General features: G+C 38.1%; 18 protein-coding genes and 1 pseudogene. 9 read left to right on the forward strand and 10 right to left on the reverse strand.

Annotated elements, in window-relative coordinates; translation table 11 throughout:
* The 3 genes from VIH09_RS04815 to VIH09_RS04825 are packed head-to-tail and all read left to right on the forward strand — an operon-like array spanning position 1 to position 3,673.
* The gene (locus tag VIH09_RS04815) at positions 1–1,215 is read left to right on the forward strand and encodes an ATP-grasp domain-containing protein (protein ID WP_331578443.1); all 1,215 of its coding nucleotides are present in this window, start codon (positions 1–3) and stop codon (positions 1,213–1,215) included.
* Between the two features lie 48 nt (positions 1,216–1,263).
* Entirely contained in the window at positions 1,264–2,919 is a 1,656-nt protein-coding gene (locus VIH09_RS04820; protein WP_331578445.1) for a M1 family metallopeptidase, read from the forward strand.
* Between the two features lie 58 nt (positions 2,920–2,977).
* A complete protein-coding gene (locus VIH09_RS04825) occupies positions 2,978–3,673 on the forward strand; it encodes a DUF4240 domain-containing protein (protein WP_331578447.1) in 696 nt (231 codons plus the stop codon).
* Between the two features lie 10 nt (positions 3,674–3,683).
* On the opposite strand, the gene VIH09_RS04830 is transcribed toward VIH09_RS04825, so the two are convergent.
* The 6 genes from VIH09_RS04830 to VIH09_RS04855 form a co-directional block, all read right to left on the reverse strand.
* Positions 3,684–4,874, reverse strand: a complete 1,191-nt coding sequence (locus VIH09_RS04830) for a hypothetical protein (RefSeq protein ID WP_331578449.1) — start codon at positions 4,872–4,874, stop codon at positions 3,684–3,686.
* 14 nt (positions 4,875–4,888) lie between these two features.
* Entirely contained in the window at positions 4,889–5,719 is an 831-nt protein-coding gene (locus VIH09_RS04835) for a type 1 glutamine amidotransferase (RefSeq protein WP_331578451.1), read from the reverse strand.
* Positions 5,720–5,764: 45 nt separating this feature from the next.
* Positions 5,765–6,871: a carboxylate-amine ligase gene (locus tag VIH09_RS04840; protein ID WP_331578453.1), complete on the reverse strand. Its 1,107-nt coding sequence runs from the start codon at positions 6,869–6,871 to the stop codon at positions 5,765–5,767.
* 131 nt (positions 6,872–7,002) lie between these two features.
* Positions 7,003–7,950 carry a hypothetical protein gene (locus VIH09_RS04845; protein ID WP_331578455.1) on the reverse strand — a complete coding sequence of 316 codons (948 nt, stop codon included), beginning with the start codon at positions 7,948–7,950 and terminating at the stop codon, positions 7,003–7,005.
* A gap of 55 nt (positions 7,951–8,005) precedes the next feature.
* On the reverse strand, positions 8,006–8,719 hold the full coding sequence (locus tag VIH09_RS04850) for an esterase family protein (RefSeq protein WP_331578457.1): 714 nt from the start codon (positions 8,717–8,719) through the stop codon (positions 8,006–8,008).
* 132 nt (positions 8,720–8,851) lie between these two features.
* Entirely contained in the window at positions 8,852–9,256 is a 405-nt protein-coding gene (locus tag VIH09_RS04855) for a glyoxalase (RefSeq protein WP_331578459.1), read from the reverse strand.
* 64 nt (positions 9,257–9,320) lie between these two features.
* Between VIH09_RS04855 and VIH09_RS04860 the strand changes: the two genes are divergently transcribed.
* Positions 9,321–9,704, forward strand: a complete 384-nt coding sequence (locus VIH09_RS04860) for an acyl-CoA thioesterase (protein ID WP_331578461.1) — start codon at positions 9,321–9,323, stop codon at positions 9,702–9,704.
* Positions 9,705–9,775: 71 nt separating this feature from the next.
* On the opposite strand, the gene VIH09_RS04865 is transcribed toward VIH09_RS04860, so the two are convergent.
* From VIH09_RS04865 to VIH09_RS04875, 3 genes are read right to left on the reverse strand one after another with little or no spacing between them, the layout of a single operon-like run.
* The gene (locus tag VIH09_RS04865) at positions 9,776–10,330 is read right to left on the reverse strand and encodes a GNAT family N-acetyltransferase (protein WP_331578463.1); all 555 of its coding nucleotides are present in this window, start codon (positions 10,328–10,330) and stop codon (positions 9,776–9,778) included.
* A gap of 11 nt (positions 10,331–10,341) precedes the next feature.
* Positions 10,342–11,601, reverse strand: coding sequence for a mechanosensitive ion channel family protein (locus tag VIH09_RS04870; RefSeq protein ID WP_331578465.1), 1,260 nt, complete (start codon positions 11,599–11,601; stop codon positions 10,342–10,344).
* Complete coding sequence (locus VIH09_RS04875) at positions 11,594–11,878, reverse strand: DUF3817 domain-containing protein (protein WP_331578467.1); 285 nt, start codon at positions 11,876–11,878, stop codon at positions 11,594–11,596. The genes VIH09_RS04870 and VIH09_RS04875 overlap by 8 nt, the downstream gene beginning before the upstream one ends.
* A 96-nt stretch (positions 11,879–11,974) precedes the next feature.
* Between VIH09_RS04875 and VIH09_RS04880 the strand changes: the two genes are divergently transcribed.
* The 5 genes from VIH09_RS04880 to VIH09_RS04900 all read left to right on the forward strand — a co-directional run bounded on the left by VIH09_RS04880 (position 11,975) and on the right by VIH09_RS04900 (position 18,392).
* Entirely contained in the window at positions 11,975–12,502 is a 528-nt protein-coding gene (locus tag VIH09_RS04880; RefSeq protein ID WP_331578469.1) for a DUF6155 family protein, read from the forward strand.
* Between the two features lie 105 nt (positions 12,503–12,607).
* Complete coding sequence (locus VIH09_RS04885) at positions 12,608–14,152, forward strand: DEAD/DEAH box helicase (RefSeq protein ID WP_331578471.1); 1,545 nt, start codon at positions 12,608–12,610, stop codon at positions 14,150–14,152.
* A 138-nt stretch (positions 14,153–14,290) separates the two neighbouring features.
* Complete coding sequence (locus VIH09_RS04890) at positions 14,291–15,628, forward strand: DEAD/DEAH box helicase (protein ID WP_331578473.1); 1,338 nt, start codon at positions 14,291–14,293, stop codon at positions 15,626–15,628.
* 302 nt (positions 15,629–15,930) lie between these two features.
* A complete protein-coding gene (locus VIH09_RS04895) occupies positions 15,931–16,545 on the forward strand; it encodes a hypothetical protein (RefSeq protein ID WP_331578475.1) in 615 nt (204 codons plus the stop codon).
* Positions 16,546–17,105: 560 nt separating this feature from the next.
* Positions 17,106–18,392, forward strand: coding sequence for an NAD(P)/FAD-dependent oxidoreductase (locus tag VIH09_RS04900; RefSeq protein WP_331578477.1), 1,287 nt, complete (start codon positions 17,106–17,108; stop codon positions 18,390–18,392).
* Between the two features lie 27 nt (positions 18,393–18,419).
* Here VIH09_RS04900 and VIH09_RS04905 read toward each other — a convergent pair.
* Positions 18,420–19,018 (reverse strand): annotated as a pseudogene (locus tag VIH09_RS04905) (Bcr/CflA family drug resistance efflux transporter); the annotation flags it as partial.

Genomic DNA, 19,018 nt, shown 5'->3' on the forward strand with positions numbered 1-19,018 from the left:
ATGAAAAATGCTAAGACCTTCATTTGTATTTCAAATTATTTTAAGGGTGCCGATTTTTTAATCCATTTAAAAAATCTAGGCAATAAAGTGTACCTTATAACGAGCGAGAAATTACGGGATAAACCATGGCCACATGATTATATCGACGAAATATTTTACATGCAAGGTCAGGACATCGATTGGAATTTGGAGCACTTATTACTGGGAGTCGGTAATTTGATGAAATCAAACAAGGTGGATGCCATTGTAGCGTTAGATGACTATGACGTGGAGAAAGCCACTTACCTTAGGGAAAATCTAAGAATTGACGGCATGGGACAAACGACAGGACGCTACTTCCGGGATAAACTGGCGATGCGAATGAGAGCCAAAAGTTGCGGCATTAACAGTCCATCCTTTTGTTCCTTATTCAATGACCATGACATCAATACTTTTGCCGACAGCGTTTCGGCTCCATGGGTACTAAAGCCGCGCTCTGAAGCTTCGGCATCAGGAATCATAAAGGTGTTTGACAAAGAAAGTTTGTGGATGCATATAAACGAAATGGGAAATAACCGTTTCAAGTATTTATTGGAACAATTTAAACCGGGAGACGTTTATCATTGTGACAGTTTGATTCTGGATCGGAAAATTATATTTAGTTTGACTTCAAAATATTTAGCCACCCCAATGGAAATTTCTCAGGCGGGCGGTGTGTTTCGCAGTTCCAATATTCCCTATAATTCAGAGGATGATAAGGCGATAAAAAAAGTGAATGAACAGGTTTTGAAAGGATTTGGGCTGAAATATGGTGCCGCACATACCGAATTTATAAAAAACAGCGAAGACGGTGAAATTTATTTTTTGGAAACATCGTCTCGTGTTGGTGGTGCGCATCTGGCAGAAATGGTGGAGGCGGCTTCCAATATCAATCTTTGGAAGGAATGGGCCGCAATCGAGGACGCTTTGGTTAAAGGGAAAAAATACAGCTTGCCTAAGGTAAAAAAAGCCTACGCGGGAATAGTATTGACACTGTCAAAATACCAGCATCCTGATTTGTCTTCTTTTTCGGATCCGGAAGTTTGTTTTAAAGTTCCATTGGACTATCATGCAGGTCTAATCGTAAAATCGGATAAAAACGAACGAATACTAGAGCTGCTTGATGATTATGTCGACCGACTGGTGGCCGATTATGCGGTAGTGGTTGAGCAAGAAAAAGTGTCAAAACTACATTAACTGAAAGATTACATTATAAAATAGGGTTACTACAAATATTCCAAATTCATGAATAAATTATTCGTTTTTATTTTTATATCATTATTTATTTCAAATAATACCAAGGCCCAAGGACTTTTAGAAGGGGATGCTGTTCATTTTACCAGACAGGATACGTTGCGCGGAAGCATAACCAAAGAAAGAGCCTGGTGGGACGTGAAACATTATCACTTAGACATCAAAGTCAATCCTGTAGACAGCACGATAACAGGCTCGAACACAATTAAATATCAAGTTTTGCAAGAATATAATCGCATGCAGATTGATTTGCAAAACCCGATGGATATTTATAAAGTCATTCAAGATGGGAAGACTTTAAAATATACAAGAGAAGGAAATGCCTTTTTTATTGAATTAGTCGCTCCCCAAATAGTGGGTAAGACAAAGGAGCTGACCGTGTTTTACGGAGGCAAACCCAAAGTGGCGGTCAATCCGCCATGGGATGGCGGAATCACCTGGAAAAAAGACAACAATGGCAAACTATTTATAGCATCCTCTTGTCAGGGATTGGGCGCCAGTGTTTGGTGGCCAAACAAAGACCATATGTATGACGAGGTCGAAAGTACTCTTATTAGCGTGAATGTCCCCGGAAATCTGATGGATGTGTCCAATGGTCGATTGCAAAGCGTAAAAAAAATAAAAGATGGAACAAAAACATACAATTGGTACGTTTCTAATCCGATTAACAATTATGGAGTAAATATTAACATTGGGGACTACGTTTCCTTCTCAGAAAAGTACCAAGGCGAAAAGGGCAACTTGGATTGCACTTATTATGTTTTGAGGGACAATTTGGCTAAGGCCAAAGAACAATTTAAAGACGTGCCTCGAATGTTGAAAGCCTTCGAACACTGGTTTGGTCCCTATCCTTTTTACGAAGACAGTTACAAACTGGTTGAAGCTCCCTATCTAGGGATGGAACACCAAAGTTCCGTGACTTACGGGAACGGTTTCAAGAACGGATATCGAGGTCGGGATTTAAGCGGAACAGGTTGGGGATTAAAATTTGACTTTATCATTATCCATGAAAGTGGACATGAATGGTTCGCTAACAATATCACTTATAGGGATATAGCTGACATGTGGATTCACGAGAGTTTTACGAACTATTCTGAAAGTCTTTTCGTAGAATATTACTATGGAAAAGAAGCGGGTTATAGCTACGTTAGGGGAATTCGAAAAAACATCCAGAATGACAAACCCATTATAGGAAAGTATGACGTGAATAATGAGGGTTCCGGTGACATGTACTACAAAGGTGCCAATATGCTGCATACGATTCGCCAAATTGTAAATGACGACGAAAAATGGAGAAGCATTTTGAGGGGACTGAACAGTACCTTTTACCATCAAACGGTGACTACTAAACAAATAGAGGATTATTTGACGACATCAGTTGGAACAGACTTATCGACGGTTTTTAATCAGTATCTAAGAGACATCAGAATTCCAACATTAGAATATTATTTTAAAGGGAATACTTTAGGATTTCGTTGGACCAATTGTGTTACAGGTTTCGATATGCCAGTAAAAGTAACTATTAACGGAAAAGAAAGATGGCTAAAACCTCAAACAACTTGGGAACAAGAAGCAATTACTGCCGAAAATCCAAAATTAGAAATTGACAAGAATTTTTATGTCGCCGGATTCGATATTACAGAATAAAAATTGCTAATTTTACGATGGAATATAAAATAATGAATAATTATATTCCATCACTTTTATGAGAAATAAATACACTTTGCTATTTTCTTTTTTTTTGTTAAGCAGCATTACTTTTGGTCAAAACAACAGCTCAAATATTGAAGAGTCCGTAAATAGTAGTGATATAGTTATGGATAGCACCACAGTTGCATTTGATTCATTAACATTCTCCAAATCCAGCGAAATGTTAGATGAAGAGATTTATTGGTGGATAATTGAAAACTCAACAAAGGGAACTGATAATCAGGAAGATCAGGAACTCTTTTTGATCGCCGAAATTGAAAAACTCAGTCCACAAGAAATGATCGGTTTTCGATTGAGAACGGATAAACTTCTTTTTGACTCTTACAACCCTGAACTCTGGTGCGCCGCTTACATTGTTAGTGGCGGATGTTCCGATGGCGGTTTCGAATATTTTAGATGTTGGTTAATTTCAAGAGGGAAAGAGGTGTTCTATAGCGCAAAAGCAAATCCAGACAGTCTGATTAATCAAGTTGTTGAAGGCAAAGAATCCTACGAATTTGAAGGCTTTTGGTATGTAGCGATGAATGCATTCAAAAACAGCACTGGCGAAGATTTGTACTCTTTTATTGATTACGATCAGTTTGTGACCAATGACGAGAATTATCCTCTGCTAAAATTTAATTGGAATGTGGAAGAGCCGCAAACTATGGAAAAGATATGCCCCATTTTATTTAAAAATCTTTGGAAGTAAGATAGGATAGCTACCTCTCAAACAATCCGATAGTCCCGCCAACCCAATCCTTGTCTTTGTTGAATTTCACGCCTATCATTTCGCCTCTGCTCAATCGCACAAGGTTGCATAGTAGAGTGGGAGCAACATCATCCTTTTTCCAGACGCAAAGAACGCGAACTTCCGCCTTTACTTTTCCGGCCGGGGATTGCACAATGGGGATATAATTTACCTTTTTTTGGAGGATGTAAAGTTCCTTGTCGACAACCGCTTCAATATCTTCTTTTTTTACATGGAAAATGACGCCCGTTCCCGAAAAAGAAAACAAGGGTTTCAAGACGTAGTTTTCCAAATCTTTAGGAATTTCGGTCAATTCGCTCAACAAGGTTGTTTCAATGAAATATTTCCCCTTTAAAAACGGCAATATAAATTTACTGATCCTGAAAAACCAATTGGGATGCCCTGCCCATTCGACGTCGAGCTCGTCAGAGAAATGGAAATTCAGTTTTAAATCGGTCCGTAAATCGAGTTCATCGAAAATGACGCGATTGTATATCCGTTTTACAAGAATTTCGGTTCCATTTTCATCAATATAAAAAAGCTGTTTGCCTTTTTTTGTCAGTTCAGTGACGCAAACTATGGGGATACCTAGATCTCGTTTGCAGTAATAAAAATCAATTTTAGTGTTTTGTTTTTCGGGTTCGATCTCAAGCAGTATGACATTTTCTTTGGGGTGACCGTTGCATATCGCTTCTTCAAGAATTTGCAAGTATTCCTCTGGAGTAATTCCATTTATGAATGGGGTCAGTTCTCCCAGAAATGGATAGTGGTTTTTGAATTTTTCAAATAAATTCATCTGATAATTAAATAAGGAAGGAAACCCTTGTACCTCGATTAACTTCGGGACAATGGCGCCATCCTCTTCACAAACTCCAAAATCTATCGCCAGAAAAGTGGTATGTTCATCCTCATTTGGAACTTTCTGGTTTAATTCTAATGACTTTTCAGTAAGTGTTTTAAAGCTCTTCTTTTGAATCAATGCTATAACCTCATTACAACCTTCGATTAATTGCGATTTTAACTCACTGGATATAAAGAAAGGTGTTTCTGCCAATCGAAAAGTAGGTACATAACCAAAATCGGATGCAATATCATCTTTCAGTTCTTGATATTTTTCCTCCGTAAATTGAGCATTGAACAGTTTTCGATATTTGGGAATCATAGAAAAAAGAATTGTTAATTGGACATCATCTTCTTAGTTTGCAGTATGTCATTTATGGCTGAACGAAGAAAATTGGGTATCAAAGTTTCGTTGGTGCGGTATATCTTGTCATCATCCATCAAGTCTTCAAGCATATTTCGGAATTTCTTTTTGCCTTTCATTTCTTTGATTTTTTCTTTTGCTTCTTTGTTTCTAAGATGCGAAACAAAGCTGATGGGATCTGCCTCAGGATGAAACTGCGTTCCAACAAAATAGTCTGTAAAACGTACGGCCATGATTGCCCGTTCGTATTGTACGTGATCCCTGATTTTTTCCAAAGAAATTATTTTTGCGCCCTTCTTCTTAAAAACACTCAATTTGGGCTGGACTACTTGGTAATCTCTTGAATCTATGGCATAAAAAGGATCGCTCAATCCTGCAAAAAGCGGGTCTGCGAGTCCGTCTTTAGTTTTATGCATTGTCATTACACCGAAGGAGGTGTCGTTCCTTTTGGTGATTTCGGCTAAACCAAAGTGTTTACATGCCATTTGAAAAGAATGACAAATGAACAACACATGTTTTTTAACCGGGTTTTCACTATTCCATTTAGTTAATGCATCGATAAATTGGTAATATTTAACATCCCAATCTCCATCGCCTATCAGCGGGTTTCCTGGCCCACCTGTAGATATATAAATATCATATTGGTCAATTTCGGGCAATTCGGATTTTCCTCTGACATCGAATATTTTCAGGCTGACAAAGGGATTAAACCTGCTGATGATATCAATAATGCAGCGCATGCCCTGATTTGGCACACCGTTGTACATGTCTAGAACAGCGATCGTTATGGTCTTATTATTCATGGGGCAATCTTTAATAGAAGTGGTTTGCAAAGATAACCTAATAAATCATAAACCTTTGGTAAATTCATTGGTTATAAAATCCACCACTTTTGTAAGGTCGTTTGTCTCTTTGAATACGGCTATTTGTTTAGCTGCTCCAGTTCCGTTTTTCATGATTTGGTGAACATAATTGATATGCTCTCGACTACCTAACTCATCTACCACATCATCAACGAATTCCAGTAATTCCAATAGTAACATTCTAGTTTCGACTTCCTTTTGCAGTCCAAAATCGATCATATGTCCCTCGATTCCATAACGGGCTGCCCTAAATTTGTTTTCTTTTATAAGCGCTAAGCGATAGATATTGAAACTCATGTTGTGCATGTTCAATTTATACAGTTTGGCTACAACCGCTTGTATCACAGACACTATACACATTGTTTCCTCAACCGTTAGACTCATGTCGCAAATGCGAAATTCTATCGTGTCATAAAAGGGATGCAAACGCAAATCCCACCAGATTTTCTTGGGATTGTCAATGCAATTGGTTTTTACTAAAGTGTCCAAAAAATTATCATAAGAGGCGACCGAATCAAAATATTCGGGCAGGCCAGTTCTAGGGAATTTATCGAAAACCTTAGTTCGAAACGATTTATAACCTGTTTGTCTGCCTTCCCAAAAAGGGGAGTTTGTGGAAAGCGCAAAGATATGGGGCAAGAAATAGCAGGCCTGATTCATTAGCTGCAAGCCGATTTCTCGGTTTTCAATACCCACATGGCAATGCATCCCGAAGATTAAATTGGAACGTGCGGCATCTTGTAACTCATTTACGATATCGTGGTAACGCTGATCATCGGTAATCGGCTGGTCTTGCCATTTAGAAAAAGGATGTGTTCCGGCGCCACCTACAATTAAATTCTGTTTATCTGCTAATTCAACAATTTTTGACCTTAAAAACTTAATTTCTTTTTCGGCTTCATCAACATTTCTGCAAATGTTGGTTCCCACTTCGACAACAGATTGGTGCATTTCAGCCTTCACCTGCTCATTCAATATTATTTTGGCTCCGTCCACAATTTTTGACAAATGGGATCGAAGATCTCTTGTTTCGGGGTCTATAATCTGATATTCTTCTTCAACACCAAGTGTGAAAACGGGTAATTTTTTCATTTTAGTTTTTTTAGGAGCTATTTACTTCGTCATTTTGCTTCGCTCGGGCCCCATTATTCGTTTCAATCTGCGCCAAAAGCAGCAGATTCCGTCCTCAATCGAGGCTAGGTAACTCATTTATCGAAATTATATTATTTGCCTGCCACTGCATCTTTCATAAAAGTTCCCCAAGTCAAATTCATTTTTCCCGGTTTTTGTTTTTTTGCCGCCGCGATAGCCATTTTTGCTGCTTCTTCAACTACCCATTCAAAATTTTCTGCACCCACAGAAGATACTTCTGCATCCGGGGCAGGGTTTCCAAAATCAATGGCGTAAGGGATGCCGTCACGGACCGCAAATTCAACTGTATTAAAGTCATAACCCAATCCTTCACAAAGTTTCAATGTATAGTCCTTCACCGTAGCCAATAATTTCTTGTCCGTAGGAGGTCCATCTAAAACATAGCGCAAATGGGGTTGGTTTCTTGGCTCGTATTGCATGATTCGTACCGCTTTGCGACCCAAACAGTATACCCTGAAGTACTCGGTAAAAACGATCTCTTCTTGCAGCATCATAACAAGTTGTCCTGTTTCTTGATGTTTCTCCCAAAATTCTTCTTTGTTTTCAAGGCGGTACACATTTTTCCAGCCGCCACCGGCATAAGGCTTCATGTAAGCGGGAAATTTTATGTAATCAAATATCCCTTGCCAATCCATTGGGAATTTAAGGTTTCTGAATGATTTTTCTGTTGTGTCCGCTGGGTGTTGCGCCGACGGTAGCAAAACGGTGTTAGGCAACGGAACGCCTAAAGTATCAGCCAGTGCGTTATTGAAAAACTTATCGTCTGCACTCCACCAGAAAGGGTTGTTTATCACGTTAGTTCCCGTTAAAGCCGCGTTTTTAAGATAGGCGCGATAAAAGGGAACGTCTTGAGAAATGCGGTCAATAATGACAGCATATTCCCCGTCTTTATTTTGTACCACTTTATCAATGGATACGGCTTCCGCAATAATTCCCTTGATGTTTTTTGAATTTACGCGATCTATAAATGCTTGTGGGAAGCTGTCTTCCATTCCAAATAAAATTCCAATTTTTTTCATCTTCAAATTTTTAACTTAATTACATATTTGTTTTATTCTCGATGACTACCAGAACCTAAAAAAACTTGATTCTCGAGAGATAATGTGGAAACATTTCTTTCCAAACAGGCCAGTCGTGCTTTTGATCCTTGCGTATATCCAGCCAGTTGTGAATATTTCTTTCATTTAATACCTTACTGAGTTTTAGGTTAGAATCCAAGCAAATATCCCAATTGGATGTTCCTAATACAATATCCATTTTCCATAATTCCGGGTCATTTAGTCCATATAGATAATCCTCGGGACTATTGTAAAACACATCGTCATTATGAAAACCATCCATAAAACTTTTTATGTCAAATGCGCCACTCATCGAAAACATATGACTGACATAGCCTGGATGTCGAAAGGCGAAATTTGCGGCATGATATCCCCCAAAACTGGCTCCAGCAACGACCACTTTTCCTGCAGCAGTGTTGTTCTTGACCTTTTCGACAATTTCATGACAAATCATCTTGTCATACCGCACATGATTTTCTATGCGGTGGATTGGGTAAATGTTTTTGTTGTAGAAACTATCTTTATCAATGCTATCGGGACAGTAAATTTGTATTAGACCCTGTTCTATATACCATTTTGCGGATTCTATCAACCCCATGTCTTTATTCTCGTGGAAACTCCCCATTGAGGTGGGAAAGAGAATTACAGGGTAGCCAGAGTGCCCAAATACTAACATTTCGATCTCTCTATTGAGGTTAGGAGAATACCATTTGAAATATTCTTCTTTCATAATATATTTTTAACAATTATAATGAAAAATATCGGATAAATGCAGTTAAGTAGCTCGTAAATTCCGTTTGTACAGCTTAAAAATGAAATAATTATGAAATAGTAAGTAAATTTCTATTAAAATAGAGGTGAGCTATTCACTGCTCTGTATTTCAAACAATTGTATTTGACTTTTTAATCTTTCAATAAGCATAGTCATCATTCTTTTGTTGAGACCCGAAGAGTTTTTTATGTATAACGAATATTCATCAACACTGAACAGTCCGATTATCATCCCTTTTAAGGCATTACGATATTTAATGTCTTTCTGGATTGAATTTTCTATTACCGCCAATTTTTTTTCGGTCGTTTGAGAATAAAAATCGCTCTTATACTTGCTGATATAGTTCTGGAAAGAGGCAATGAATAGCTCATTCTGAAGTTTGAGGATGGGACGCAACACTTCATTTTGGAAACTTTCGTCTGAGGAGGATTGCGAACTCACAGTGCCAATTGTCTGGCCACGGAATTCTTTTAAAAACACATCTCGTAGGTTCATTTTTTCTTTAAAATTAAAAAAAATTAAGGGAGATGTGTTATTTTCGTGTTATTAAATTACAACTATGCGATTTCACACCAGAAAATGGGTAAAACCCGAAGACCTAAACCCAAACGGGACATTATTTGGAGGCCAGTTATTGGCTTGGATGGATGAGGAATTGGCTCTGTACAGCATTGTGCAGTTAGAAAACTCAAGGGTCGTGACCAAACACATGTCAGAAATCAATTTTAGAAGTTCTGCTAAACAGGGAGACATCATCGAAATTGGTATCGCCGTCGTGAAATTTGGAAAGACATCGCTGACGCTTAAATGTGAGGTTCGCAATATGATGACCCGCGAAACGATCGTTACGATAGACAATACCACAATGGTCAATTTGGGAGCTGACGGCAAGCCAAAAGCGCATGGGAAAACACAGATTGAATTCGTGAAAGATCGGATTTAATTTGGAACCAATCGGTTATTCATTAATATTTTAGCTGCTTTTCCGATTTAATTGTGACCTATGGATTGCAGTTAATTGTTTTTCCTCTCGTCCGTTTCTAGAATGGCGTATTCAAAATTGTCTGACCAACCCGTTTTTAAAGGAAGCGTTTGTCGTGCATGCCCTTCTCTTTTCATTCCCGCTTTTTCAAGAACCTTGATGGAGCCTATGTTCTTTACTGCGCAGCCTGCCTGAATTCGGTGTAGCTTTAAATCGTTAAAACCAAAATCCAATATTCTATTTACGACCTCGGTTCCGTAACCCTTTCCCCAATATTCCACATTCAACTTATACCAAATCTCCGCATTATTATATTTTTTAGAACCTAACTTGAGCCCGAATAAACCAATAAATGTTTCCGTGCTCAATTCCTCAATGGCAAAAGTATAAGTTAGAATCTCTTCCTGCTGATGCGCTAAAATTTGAGGCTCAATAATGTTTTTTGTTACCCCGATATTGGCGGGGATACCTAGCGTATTGTATTCATCGATTTCAGGTAAGGAATGTAAGGCATGGATAGCATCCAAATCTGAAAATTGAATCAACCTCAGTTTCAACCTTTCGCTAAACAATTCGATGGTCTCCATTTTATAAAAAATTACTGTTTTAAATATTCTTTGTCGGACGGCAATTCAAAAACCTCGAGATCAAAGTACTTTACTGATGAAAAGATATGGTCAAAAACATCAGCCATCACATATTCATAATTTTCCCAAACCTTGTCGCGCGAAAAAGTGTAAATTTCTATCGGAACACCCTGGGATGTAGATTGCAATTGGCGACACATCAAAATCATATCCTGGTTTAATGCGGGATGGTTGCGAAGGTATTGTGTGATGTATTTTCTGAACAGTCCTAAATTAGTGAGGTTTCTACCATTAATAGGCAATGATTTATCAATAGAGTTAGTCGTATTGAATGCATCAATATCCCTTTTTCGGGTATCAATGTAATCACTTATAAGGGCTATGCTTTTTAATTTTTCTAGCTCCTCATCTTTAAGAAAGCGGATGGTACTTGTCTTTATTAGGATATGCCTTTTTATTCGTCGCCCATCGGAATTAAGCATTCCCCTCCAGTTTTGGAAAGAATCGGAACTCAAACTATAGGTAGGAATGGTGGTGGTGGTATTGTCGAAATTCCGAACTTTCACCGTGGTTAGATTGATTTCGATTACATCCCCATCGGCACCGAATTTGTCCATGGTAACCCAATCGCCTATGCGAATCATATCATTTACCGAAACCTGCACACTTGAGACAAAACCCAGAATAATGTCCCTGAAAATCAATATTATCAAGGCGGATACCGCTCCAAAAGTGGTTAGGATTTCCGTTTGGTTGATTTCAAAAAGACGGGAGATAATGATGGTGATTCCCACCATCCAAAGCACGATCATGATAACCTGAATGAAACTATCGATGGGTTTGTCACTGTATCGAGCCTTTAGTTTTAAATAATCCCTTAGCGCATTAAATATAGTCCTGATAATCCATAAAATCAAAAACACGATATAGATGCCAACCAGTTTCCCAAAAACACCTTCCCAATATTCGTATTTATCCAGAATTACAGGAACCGATTTGTAGATGAACAACAGCGGGATAAGGTGGGCTATGTATTTTGCCGTCTTGTTGCTAACCAATAGATCATCAAATTTAGTTTTGGTTTTTTGCGCAATAAAAACCATAACCGTTACCAAAATAAGACGAAATACTACATATATGAGGTAAGCAAGTAAACATAAGATTGCTATGTTGAAAATCAAACTCAAGTACGAGGCAAAGTTGTACCCCATTCCCCATTTTCTAAATACTGGGTAGAGGAAGCTGAATGTCTTTTCGATGAACTTATACATTTTTCAAATATTTCTTTTCGACGTAAAAAGCGCCGAAAGGAATTAATGAAGCAACTAAAATAATGGACAAGGTTTTAAAAGACCATTTTTGGGGTTTTTTGATTAAAATTGCTAATAAAACGTAGGCGATAAATAAGACTCCGTGGCTCATTCCTATAGGGTAGAGTAAAGTGTGATATAGTTCGAAATTTGATGGCTTGATAAAAAGCATATTAGAAAATAAAACCAAATAGGAAATTCCTTCCAGAATTGCTGTAATCTTAAAAATCTTGAGCATTTAATTTTTTTTAAGTAATAATTTACAAAATTAAGTATTATGATTGAAGTATTCAATCCCAAAGTAATTTACTTTTGTAAATCTTAAACTTTGATAATGAGTAAACGCGATTTAAAAAAATACCTAAACGAACTCAATAAAGAGCAACTCGAGGAGCAGATCATCGAGCTGTACGAAAAGTTCAGTGCCGTTAAGGTTTATTATAATTTTGTGTTCAATCCAAAGGAGGAGACGCTTTTGCAGGAATGCAAACTGAAAATCTCGAATGAGTATTTTCCGATAAAAAATACAGGAAGAGGGAAAAAGCCAAAAATGCGACGCTCGGTTGCCCAAAAATACATCAAGCATTTTATTGTTTTGGGCGTAGACCCATTTATCATTGCCGATGTGATGCTTTACAATATCGAAATTGCGCAAACCTACTCTTCAGGGCATGCCATAAAACAAGAACTGTTCTATAAAAGCATGTTCAATTCTTTCGAACAGGCCGTAGTTTTTATGATTGCAAACGGTATCCTGAATGAGTTTAAAAGCAGAATAATTGCCATTCACAATGAAACCATTTCCCAAAAATGGAAAATCGAGCCCGAATTCAATGCAATCGTGGAGAGATTCGAGTCTTAACGGTCCCGTAATCCAAATTAATTAAATCGTATCCTATATTTTAATTTAAATATAACGGTATAACTGTTTTTTAGGTGTATTTTTGCAAAAACCCAACAAAAAACAATGTTTGAAAATACTATAGAAATAGAAAAAGAAGACAAAAAAGAACTTTATGCTTATCAAAAAGGGGATATAGATGCCATATTTGAGCGTATCGACAATGCTCCAAAACAGCACCACTTGTTGTACCAATTGCCTACGGGTGGAGGGAAAACGGTTGTGTTCTCTGAAATCGTACGCCGCTATCTGTCAAAAAACGACAAGAAAGTAGTCGTTTTGACGCATAGAATTGAGTTGTGTAAGCAAACCTCCAAAATGTTGAAGGGGTTTGACGTTAAAAATAAAATCATCAACAGCAAAGTAAAAGAACTTCCTGACCAGCACGAATATTCATGTTTCGTGGCCATGGTGGAAACTTTGAAAAACCGTATTAATGACGAGAAACTACATCTTGATAATGTAGGTTTGGTAATCATAGATGAGGCGCATTACAATTCCTTTAGAAAACTGTTGAGTTCCTTCACGAACGCTTTCATTCTGGGAGTTACGGCCACACCTTTGAGTTCGAATATTAAGTTGCCGATGCACGAAAGCTACGATGAATTAATTGTGGGGGATACCATCAATTCATTGATCGAAAACGGTTTTTTGGCCAAAGCCATCACTTACAGTTATGACGTGGGTTTGACTTCTTTGAAAGTCGGAATCAACGGTGATTATACCGTTAAATCTTCAGATGATTTGTATACCAATATGGCTATGCAGGAAAAATTGTTGCATGCCTACACCGAAAAATCATTGGGCAAAAAGACCTTGATTTTCAATAATGGAATCAACACTTCCTTATATGTTTATGAAACGTTCAGGGAAGCGGGATACCCCATCCGTCACCTTGACAACACCAGCAGCACTGAGGAACGAAAAGATATTTTGCAGTGGTTTAAGAAAACTCCCGATGCCATCCTGACATCAGTTGGAATCTTGACAACTGGTTTTGATGAACCTACAGTCGAAACGATAATTCTTAACAGAGCCACAAAATCATTGACTTTATATTACCAAATGATAGGTCGTGGTTCAAGAAAATTACCAAACAAAGACATGTTTACCGTTATCGATTTGGGGAATAACGCAGCTCGATTCGGATTGTGGAGTGAACCCGTAAACTGGCAACATATTTTCAAGTCACCGGAGTTTTACCTGGAGAATTTGCGTGACGATACCGAAATAGAATTGTATTTCAAATTCACGATGTCACCGGAATTGCGCGCCAAATTCAGCAAAACGGCAGAAGTGTCCTTTGACGTTGATGAAGAGCACAAACTTGTTATAGCGCAAAACCTGCGTTCAAAAGTGGTTTTGGAAAAATCACTGGAACAGCACGCTGCCATGTGCGTCGATAATACCGAAACTTTGCAAGAAGCAAAATCATTGGCAAAGGAACTAGACGAGGATATAGAGTGCCGTATAAAACGCTACTCCAAATGTCTGAGCCAATGTAGCAAAAACTACCGCGAATGGCTTGTTGATGACTACAAACTGAAAATGACTTTACTGATCGGAAAGAAGTATCGTGAGAAAATCATGAACGAGCCTGATGAAGAATAATAAGTAAGATAAGAAGCTAATCCCGCTGTATACTTTATCTGTTGTGGCGAACACCGTCACAACAGGATGTCGTTTCCATCGGGGCTAGAATTTAAGACACGAAACAACTATTTTTTTTAAAATTATAAATCCAAAAAAATGCCAAAACAATTCTCTGATTTAGGAATTTCAGCAGCCATATTAAAAGCGATTACCGAATTGAAAATTGTGGTACCGACGGAAATCCAACAAAAGACGATTCCGTTACTTTTAGCAAACACCACTGATTTAGTGGGGCTCGCAAAAACGGGTACCGGTAAAACGGCTGCTTTTGGATTACCACTTTTACAATTAATAGACACACAAACACCTACAGTTCAGGCCGTAATTTTGGTTCCGACTCGTGAACTGGGACACCAGATTTTCAGAAACCTGGAAGATTTTTCAAAATACCTTCCCGAAGTTTCTATAGCTGCTACTTGCGGTGGAATCCCAATAAAGCCGCAAATGGAGCGATTGGCTTCACCAACGCATGTTGTCGTGGCAACTCCCGGACGTTTGATTGATCTGATTCAACGCAAAGCGATAAACCTAAAAGAGACCAAATTTCTGGTTCTTGATGAAGCAGATGAAATGGTGAGCATCCTGAAAGAAAGTTTGGACGAGATTGTAGCTGAATTACCTAAGGAACACAGAACATTTTTGTTCTCGGCAACTATGCCAGGAACAATCAAACAACTGGTTCAGAATTACCTAAACAAAAATGTGGTGCAAGTTAGCGCCAGCATGGAAACGATAGGAAACCAAGGAATTGACCACGAATATATAGTGGTTGACCCCATCGAAAAACTGGATGTTTTGATGCATTTCCTGAATTCTAAGGAAGGCGAACGCGGAATTATTTTTTGTAAGACCAAAGCAGCCGTGAATAAACTGGCCAAAAATTTGGCTATCAATCGTTTTTCCTCCGGTGCCTTGCACGGAAGTTTGTCGCAAGGAATCAGGGACCGTATCATGGAGCAATTTCGTGAAGGCCACATCAATATATTGGTTGCGACTGATCTAGCCGCTAGGGGAATTGACGTCAAGGAAATATCCTATGTGGTCAATTACCATTTGCCTGACGTTTACGAGGCGTACGTACACCGCAGCGGAAGAACAGCCAGAGCAGGAGCAAAGGGGCTTTCGTTAACCGTCTTGCAGCCGGAAGAAGTGGTGGAAATCGCTGATTTTGAAAAAGAGCTTGGAATTAAATTCACTGAATTTAAAAAACCAAGTGCGTTAAGCATCGAAGAAAACAACACCCTATTGTGGGCAAAACAGATATTTAAAACCAAGCCAAACCACGAGGTGGACCAGGAATTGAAAACAAAGATAAAGACCGTTTTTCATCATCTGACAAAAGATGAATTGATAGAAAAATTGTTGGCAAATTATCTATTGCAAAATAAAAATGAACCGGCAGAAAAACCGGTTAAAAGACAAAAAATGAAATAGTGCTTTTTCTGTTTTATAAATGGAAAACCATTGCAATGCTTGATAAAGCGGTGCAATGGTTTTTTTTATGCGTTTTATTAATATGAATAAATAGAAGTCACAAATAGTGGCATGGTTTAACTACACTTTTCAAATCTGTATGTTTCAAGAGACAATATTAATATTGAATAGGAAAACTAAAATAACTTTAGTTAAATGAGCTGTAAATTTGTTTTAATAGCAATAACTAGTTTTATACCTCGTTATGTATTCTAACAATAACTAGTTTCTTACTTAGTTATGAATTCAAAGCTTTTTAACTCATGAAAAAAATGACAATTGCGGCAATTGCCCTATTACTTATTACATCAAACATTTTTAGTCAAACTACAAACAAATTTATTGATTCCGCCACTGTAAAATATCAGTTTGAGAACCTTATTGATAAATCAAATAATTTTCAGGGTTATAAAGTGATTAAAGCAACTTCGTTACTTAAATTACAATCGAATGTCCTCGATTCTCTTTTAGTTTCAAAAAAGAAGATTTTAGCCAATGCAGATTTTATTAGTTCACAAAAACGAATTATTGACAGTTTGCAAACCAAATCAACTGCCTCAGAAACTGTTGTTTCCAACTTAGTATCTGAAAAAGAAAGTATTTCACTTTTTGGCATTCAATTTGAAAAAACGTTTTTTAAAACATTGTTTTTCCTTATTGTGCTTGGACTGATTGCAGCACTAGTATTTTTCATCTTTAAATTTAAACAAAGCAATGCCATAACCGTAGAAAGCAAGTTGGCGTTAAAACAGTCAGAAAAGGAATTTGAAATCTATAAAGAAAAAGCTTTGGAACGCGAACAGAAAGCAATGCGAAGGCTGCAAGATGAATTGAATAAAAGGAAAAAGGAATTCTCTGCGACTCTACCTCGTGCATAAAAGCGGAAGGGTTGAAAACCTAAGGTTTTCATCAAATACTAATAGAGAATTTAGAAAAGGGCTATTGAAAACGTATCAATAGCCCTTTTTTAATGCTACCGCTGTAATAGTTCAGGATCCCGGATTTTAGTGTTACAAACCGAATGCTAAAATCCATACAAGTTTCCAACTCCTTCGAAAATGAACTCCCCCCTAAAACAAACTAAATCACTCGGATATCAACAAATCAATAGCTCCAAGTCAAATCGAATGAGACTTAACACCTAATAATTGGAATTGCAGTAATGCCAGAAAAAGCAAAAAATTTAGCAATTAAAAATGGCGTCACTGATGTAATTACTTTAAAATACAGAGGAATAGTAATATAAATATTAGGTACGGCGATTACCGAGAACATTTTTACAAATGGAACAGGATCAGAATTTTTACAATACGATGCGTTTACTAAAATAAGTAAGTAATCGCATCACAGTTTTTTCCTATTTGGAAATTTAATAGCCTCCCATTATTATTGTATATTTATGGCTAGTATTTTTTTTAATAAATAAGGAAATAAATATATGGAAATTGTAATAATCGGAGGCGGGTTTGCGGGACTGAACCTGGCCAAAGAACTGTTGGATCAAAAAGGAATTAACGTAACGCTCGTCGACAAAAACAATTATAATTTCTTTCCGCCGCTTATATATCAGGTTGCCACGGCATTCCTGGAGCCATCAAGCATCAGTTATCCGTTCCGTAAATTTTTTGCCGGTAAAAAAAACCTTCAATTTCGGCTTGGAGAATTGCGAAAGGTCATTCCTGAAGAAAACAAGATCATTCTGCATAACGGAGAGTTGCACTACGACCACTTGGTTTTTGCAACCGGTGCTGAAACCAGTTATTTCGGCATGGAAAACGTCAAGAAAAATGCGATTCCAATGAAAACGCTCAATGACGCCATTGAAATGCGTAATACAATATTGAAAAATTTAGAAAAAGCGGCCATTTGCAAAGACATCCGAAAACGCAGGAAACTATTAACAATTGTAGTGGCGGGTGGTGGCCCAACCGGTGTTGAAGTATCCGGTATGTTTGCCGAAATGAGGAAAAACATCTTCTTGAAAGAATATCCGGAATTGAATACTACCGCAAGTAACATCTATTTGATTGATGGCGGAGATGCTCTATTGGCACCCATGAGCAAAGCTTCGCAGGAAGACACTTATAAAGCGCTGTCGGAACTCGGAGTGGTCATAAAACTAAACACTCGGGTCATCGATTATAAAGACGATACCGTATTTTTCTCCGACGGAAAAACATTGGAAACCAAAAACCTGATATGGGCCGCAGGAGTTACCGCAAAAATTTTTGAAGGTATTCCGGCGGAAAGTTATGGTCGAGGGAAAAGGATGTCAACGGATACCTTCAATAAAGTTCTTGGCACACAAAACATATATGCCATTGGTGATACCTGTATTCAACTTACAGACGAAAATTTTCCGCAGGGGCATCCGCAGGTGGCTCAGGTGGCCATCCAGCAAGGATTGAATTTGGCGGCAAATTTTAAAATGATGAACCAAAACAAGCTGCTATTGCCTTTTAAATACAATGACAAAGGTTCTATGGCGATTATAGGAAAGAACAAGGCCGTCGTTGATTTGCCAAGTCCTAAATGGCACTTTAATGGTTTTTTCGCTTGGCTGATTTGGTTGTTCATACACTTGGTTTCGTTGATAACCTACCGCAACAGAATCACCACTTTTATCAATTGGATGATTGCCTATTTCTCAAAAGACCAATCCTTCCGAATGATCATCAGACCGAATAAGAACAAAACCAGCACGACTGATGAACCAACTTGTTAGTTGCCGTTCTTATATATGCAACGGGTTTTAGTGTTTGATTTTAATGGTCCGCTTCCCAATGCTCAAAACGACTAATGCCGCAATGGTTGAAACGGCCATGATCACAACCATGGGAACCATAGAATCCTTCACGAAAATGCCCACCGCGAAGGAAGCCAAAGCACCCAGCCCCAGTTGAATGGCGCCCATCAATGCGGAAGCGCTTCCTGCATTTCTTGCAAAAGGCGCAAGTGTGAGTCCGGCGGTATTGGGATTGGATATACCCAAACAAGCCAGGAATAAAAACAGCATCGCAATCGTTTCGTACAATCCCAAAAGACCATTTACGGAGCAGATTAAAAAAGTGATCACGATAACGGATTGCGCCACTAAAGCTCCATATATCATCTTTTCGCTGGAAAACCATTTTAGCAAAACGGAGTTGAGCTGGCTCGCCAATATAAAACTGAGCGACATGAAAGCGAAAATCCAACCGTATGTTTTGGCATCTACTTTAAAGATATCCATAAATAGTATGGGGGAAGCCGCCACGTAAGTGAACAATCCCGAAAAGGCAATGGCACCAGTAAAGGCATAGGTATAAAATTGCGGTTCTTTTAGAACACCGGTAAAATTCAAAAGTATAG

This window comes from Flavobacterium sp. (assembly GCF_036515215.1).
GTDB lineage: Bacteria > Bacteroidota > Bacteroidia > Flavobacteriales > Flavobacteriaceae > Flavobacterium.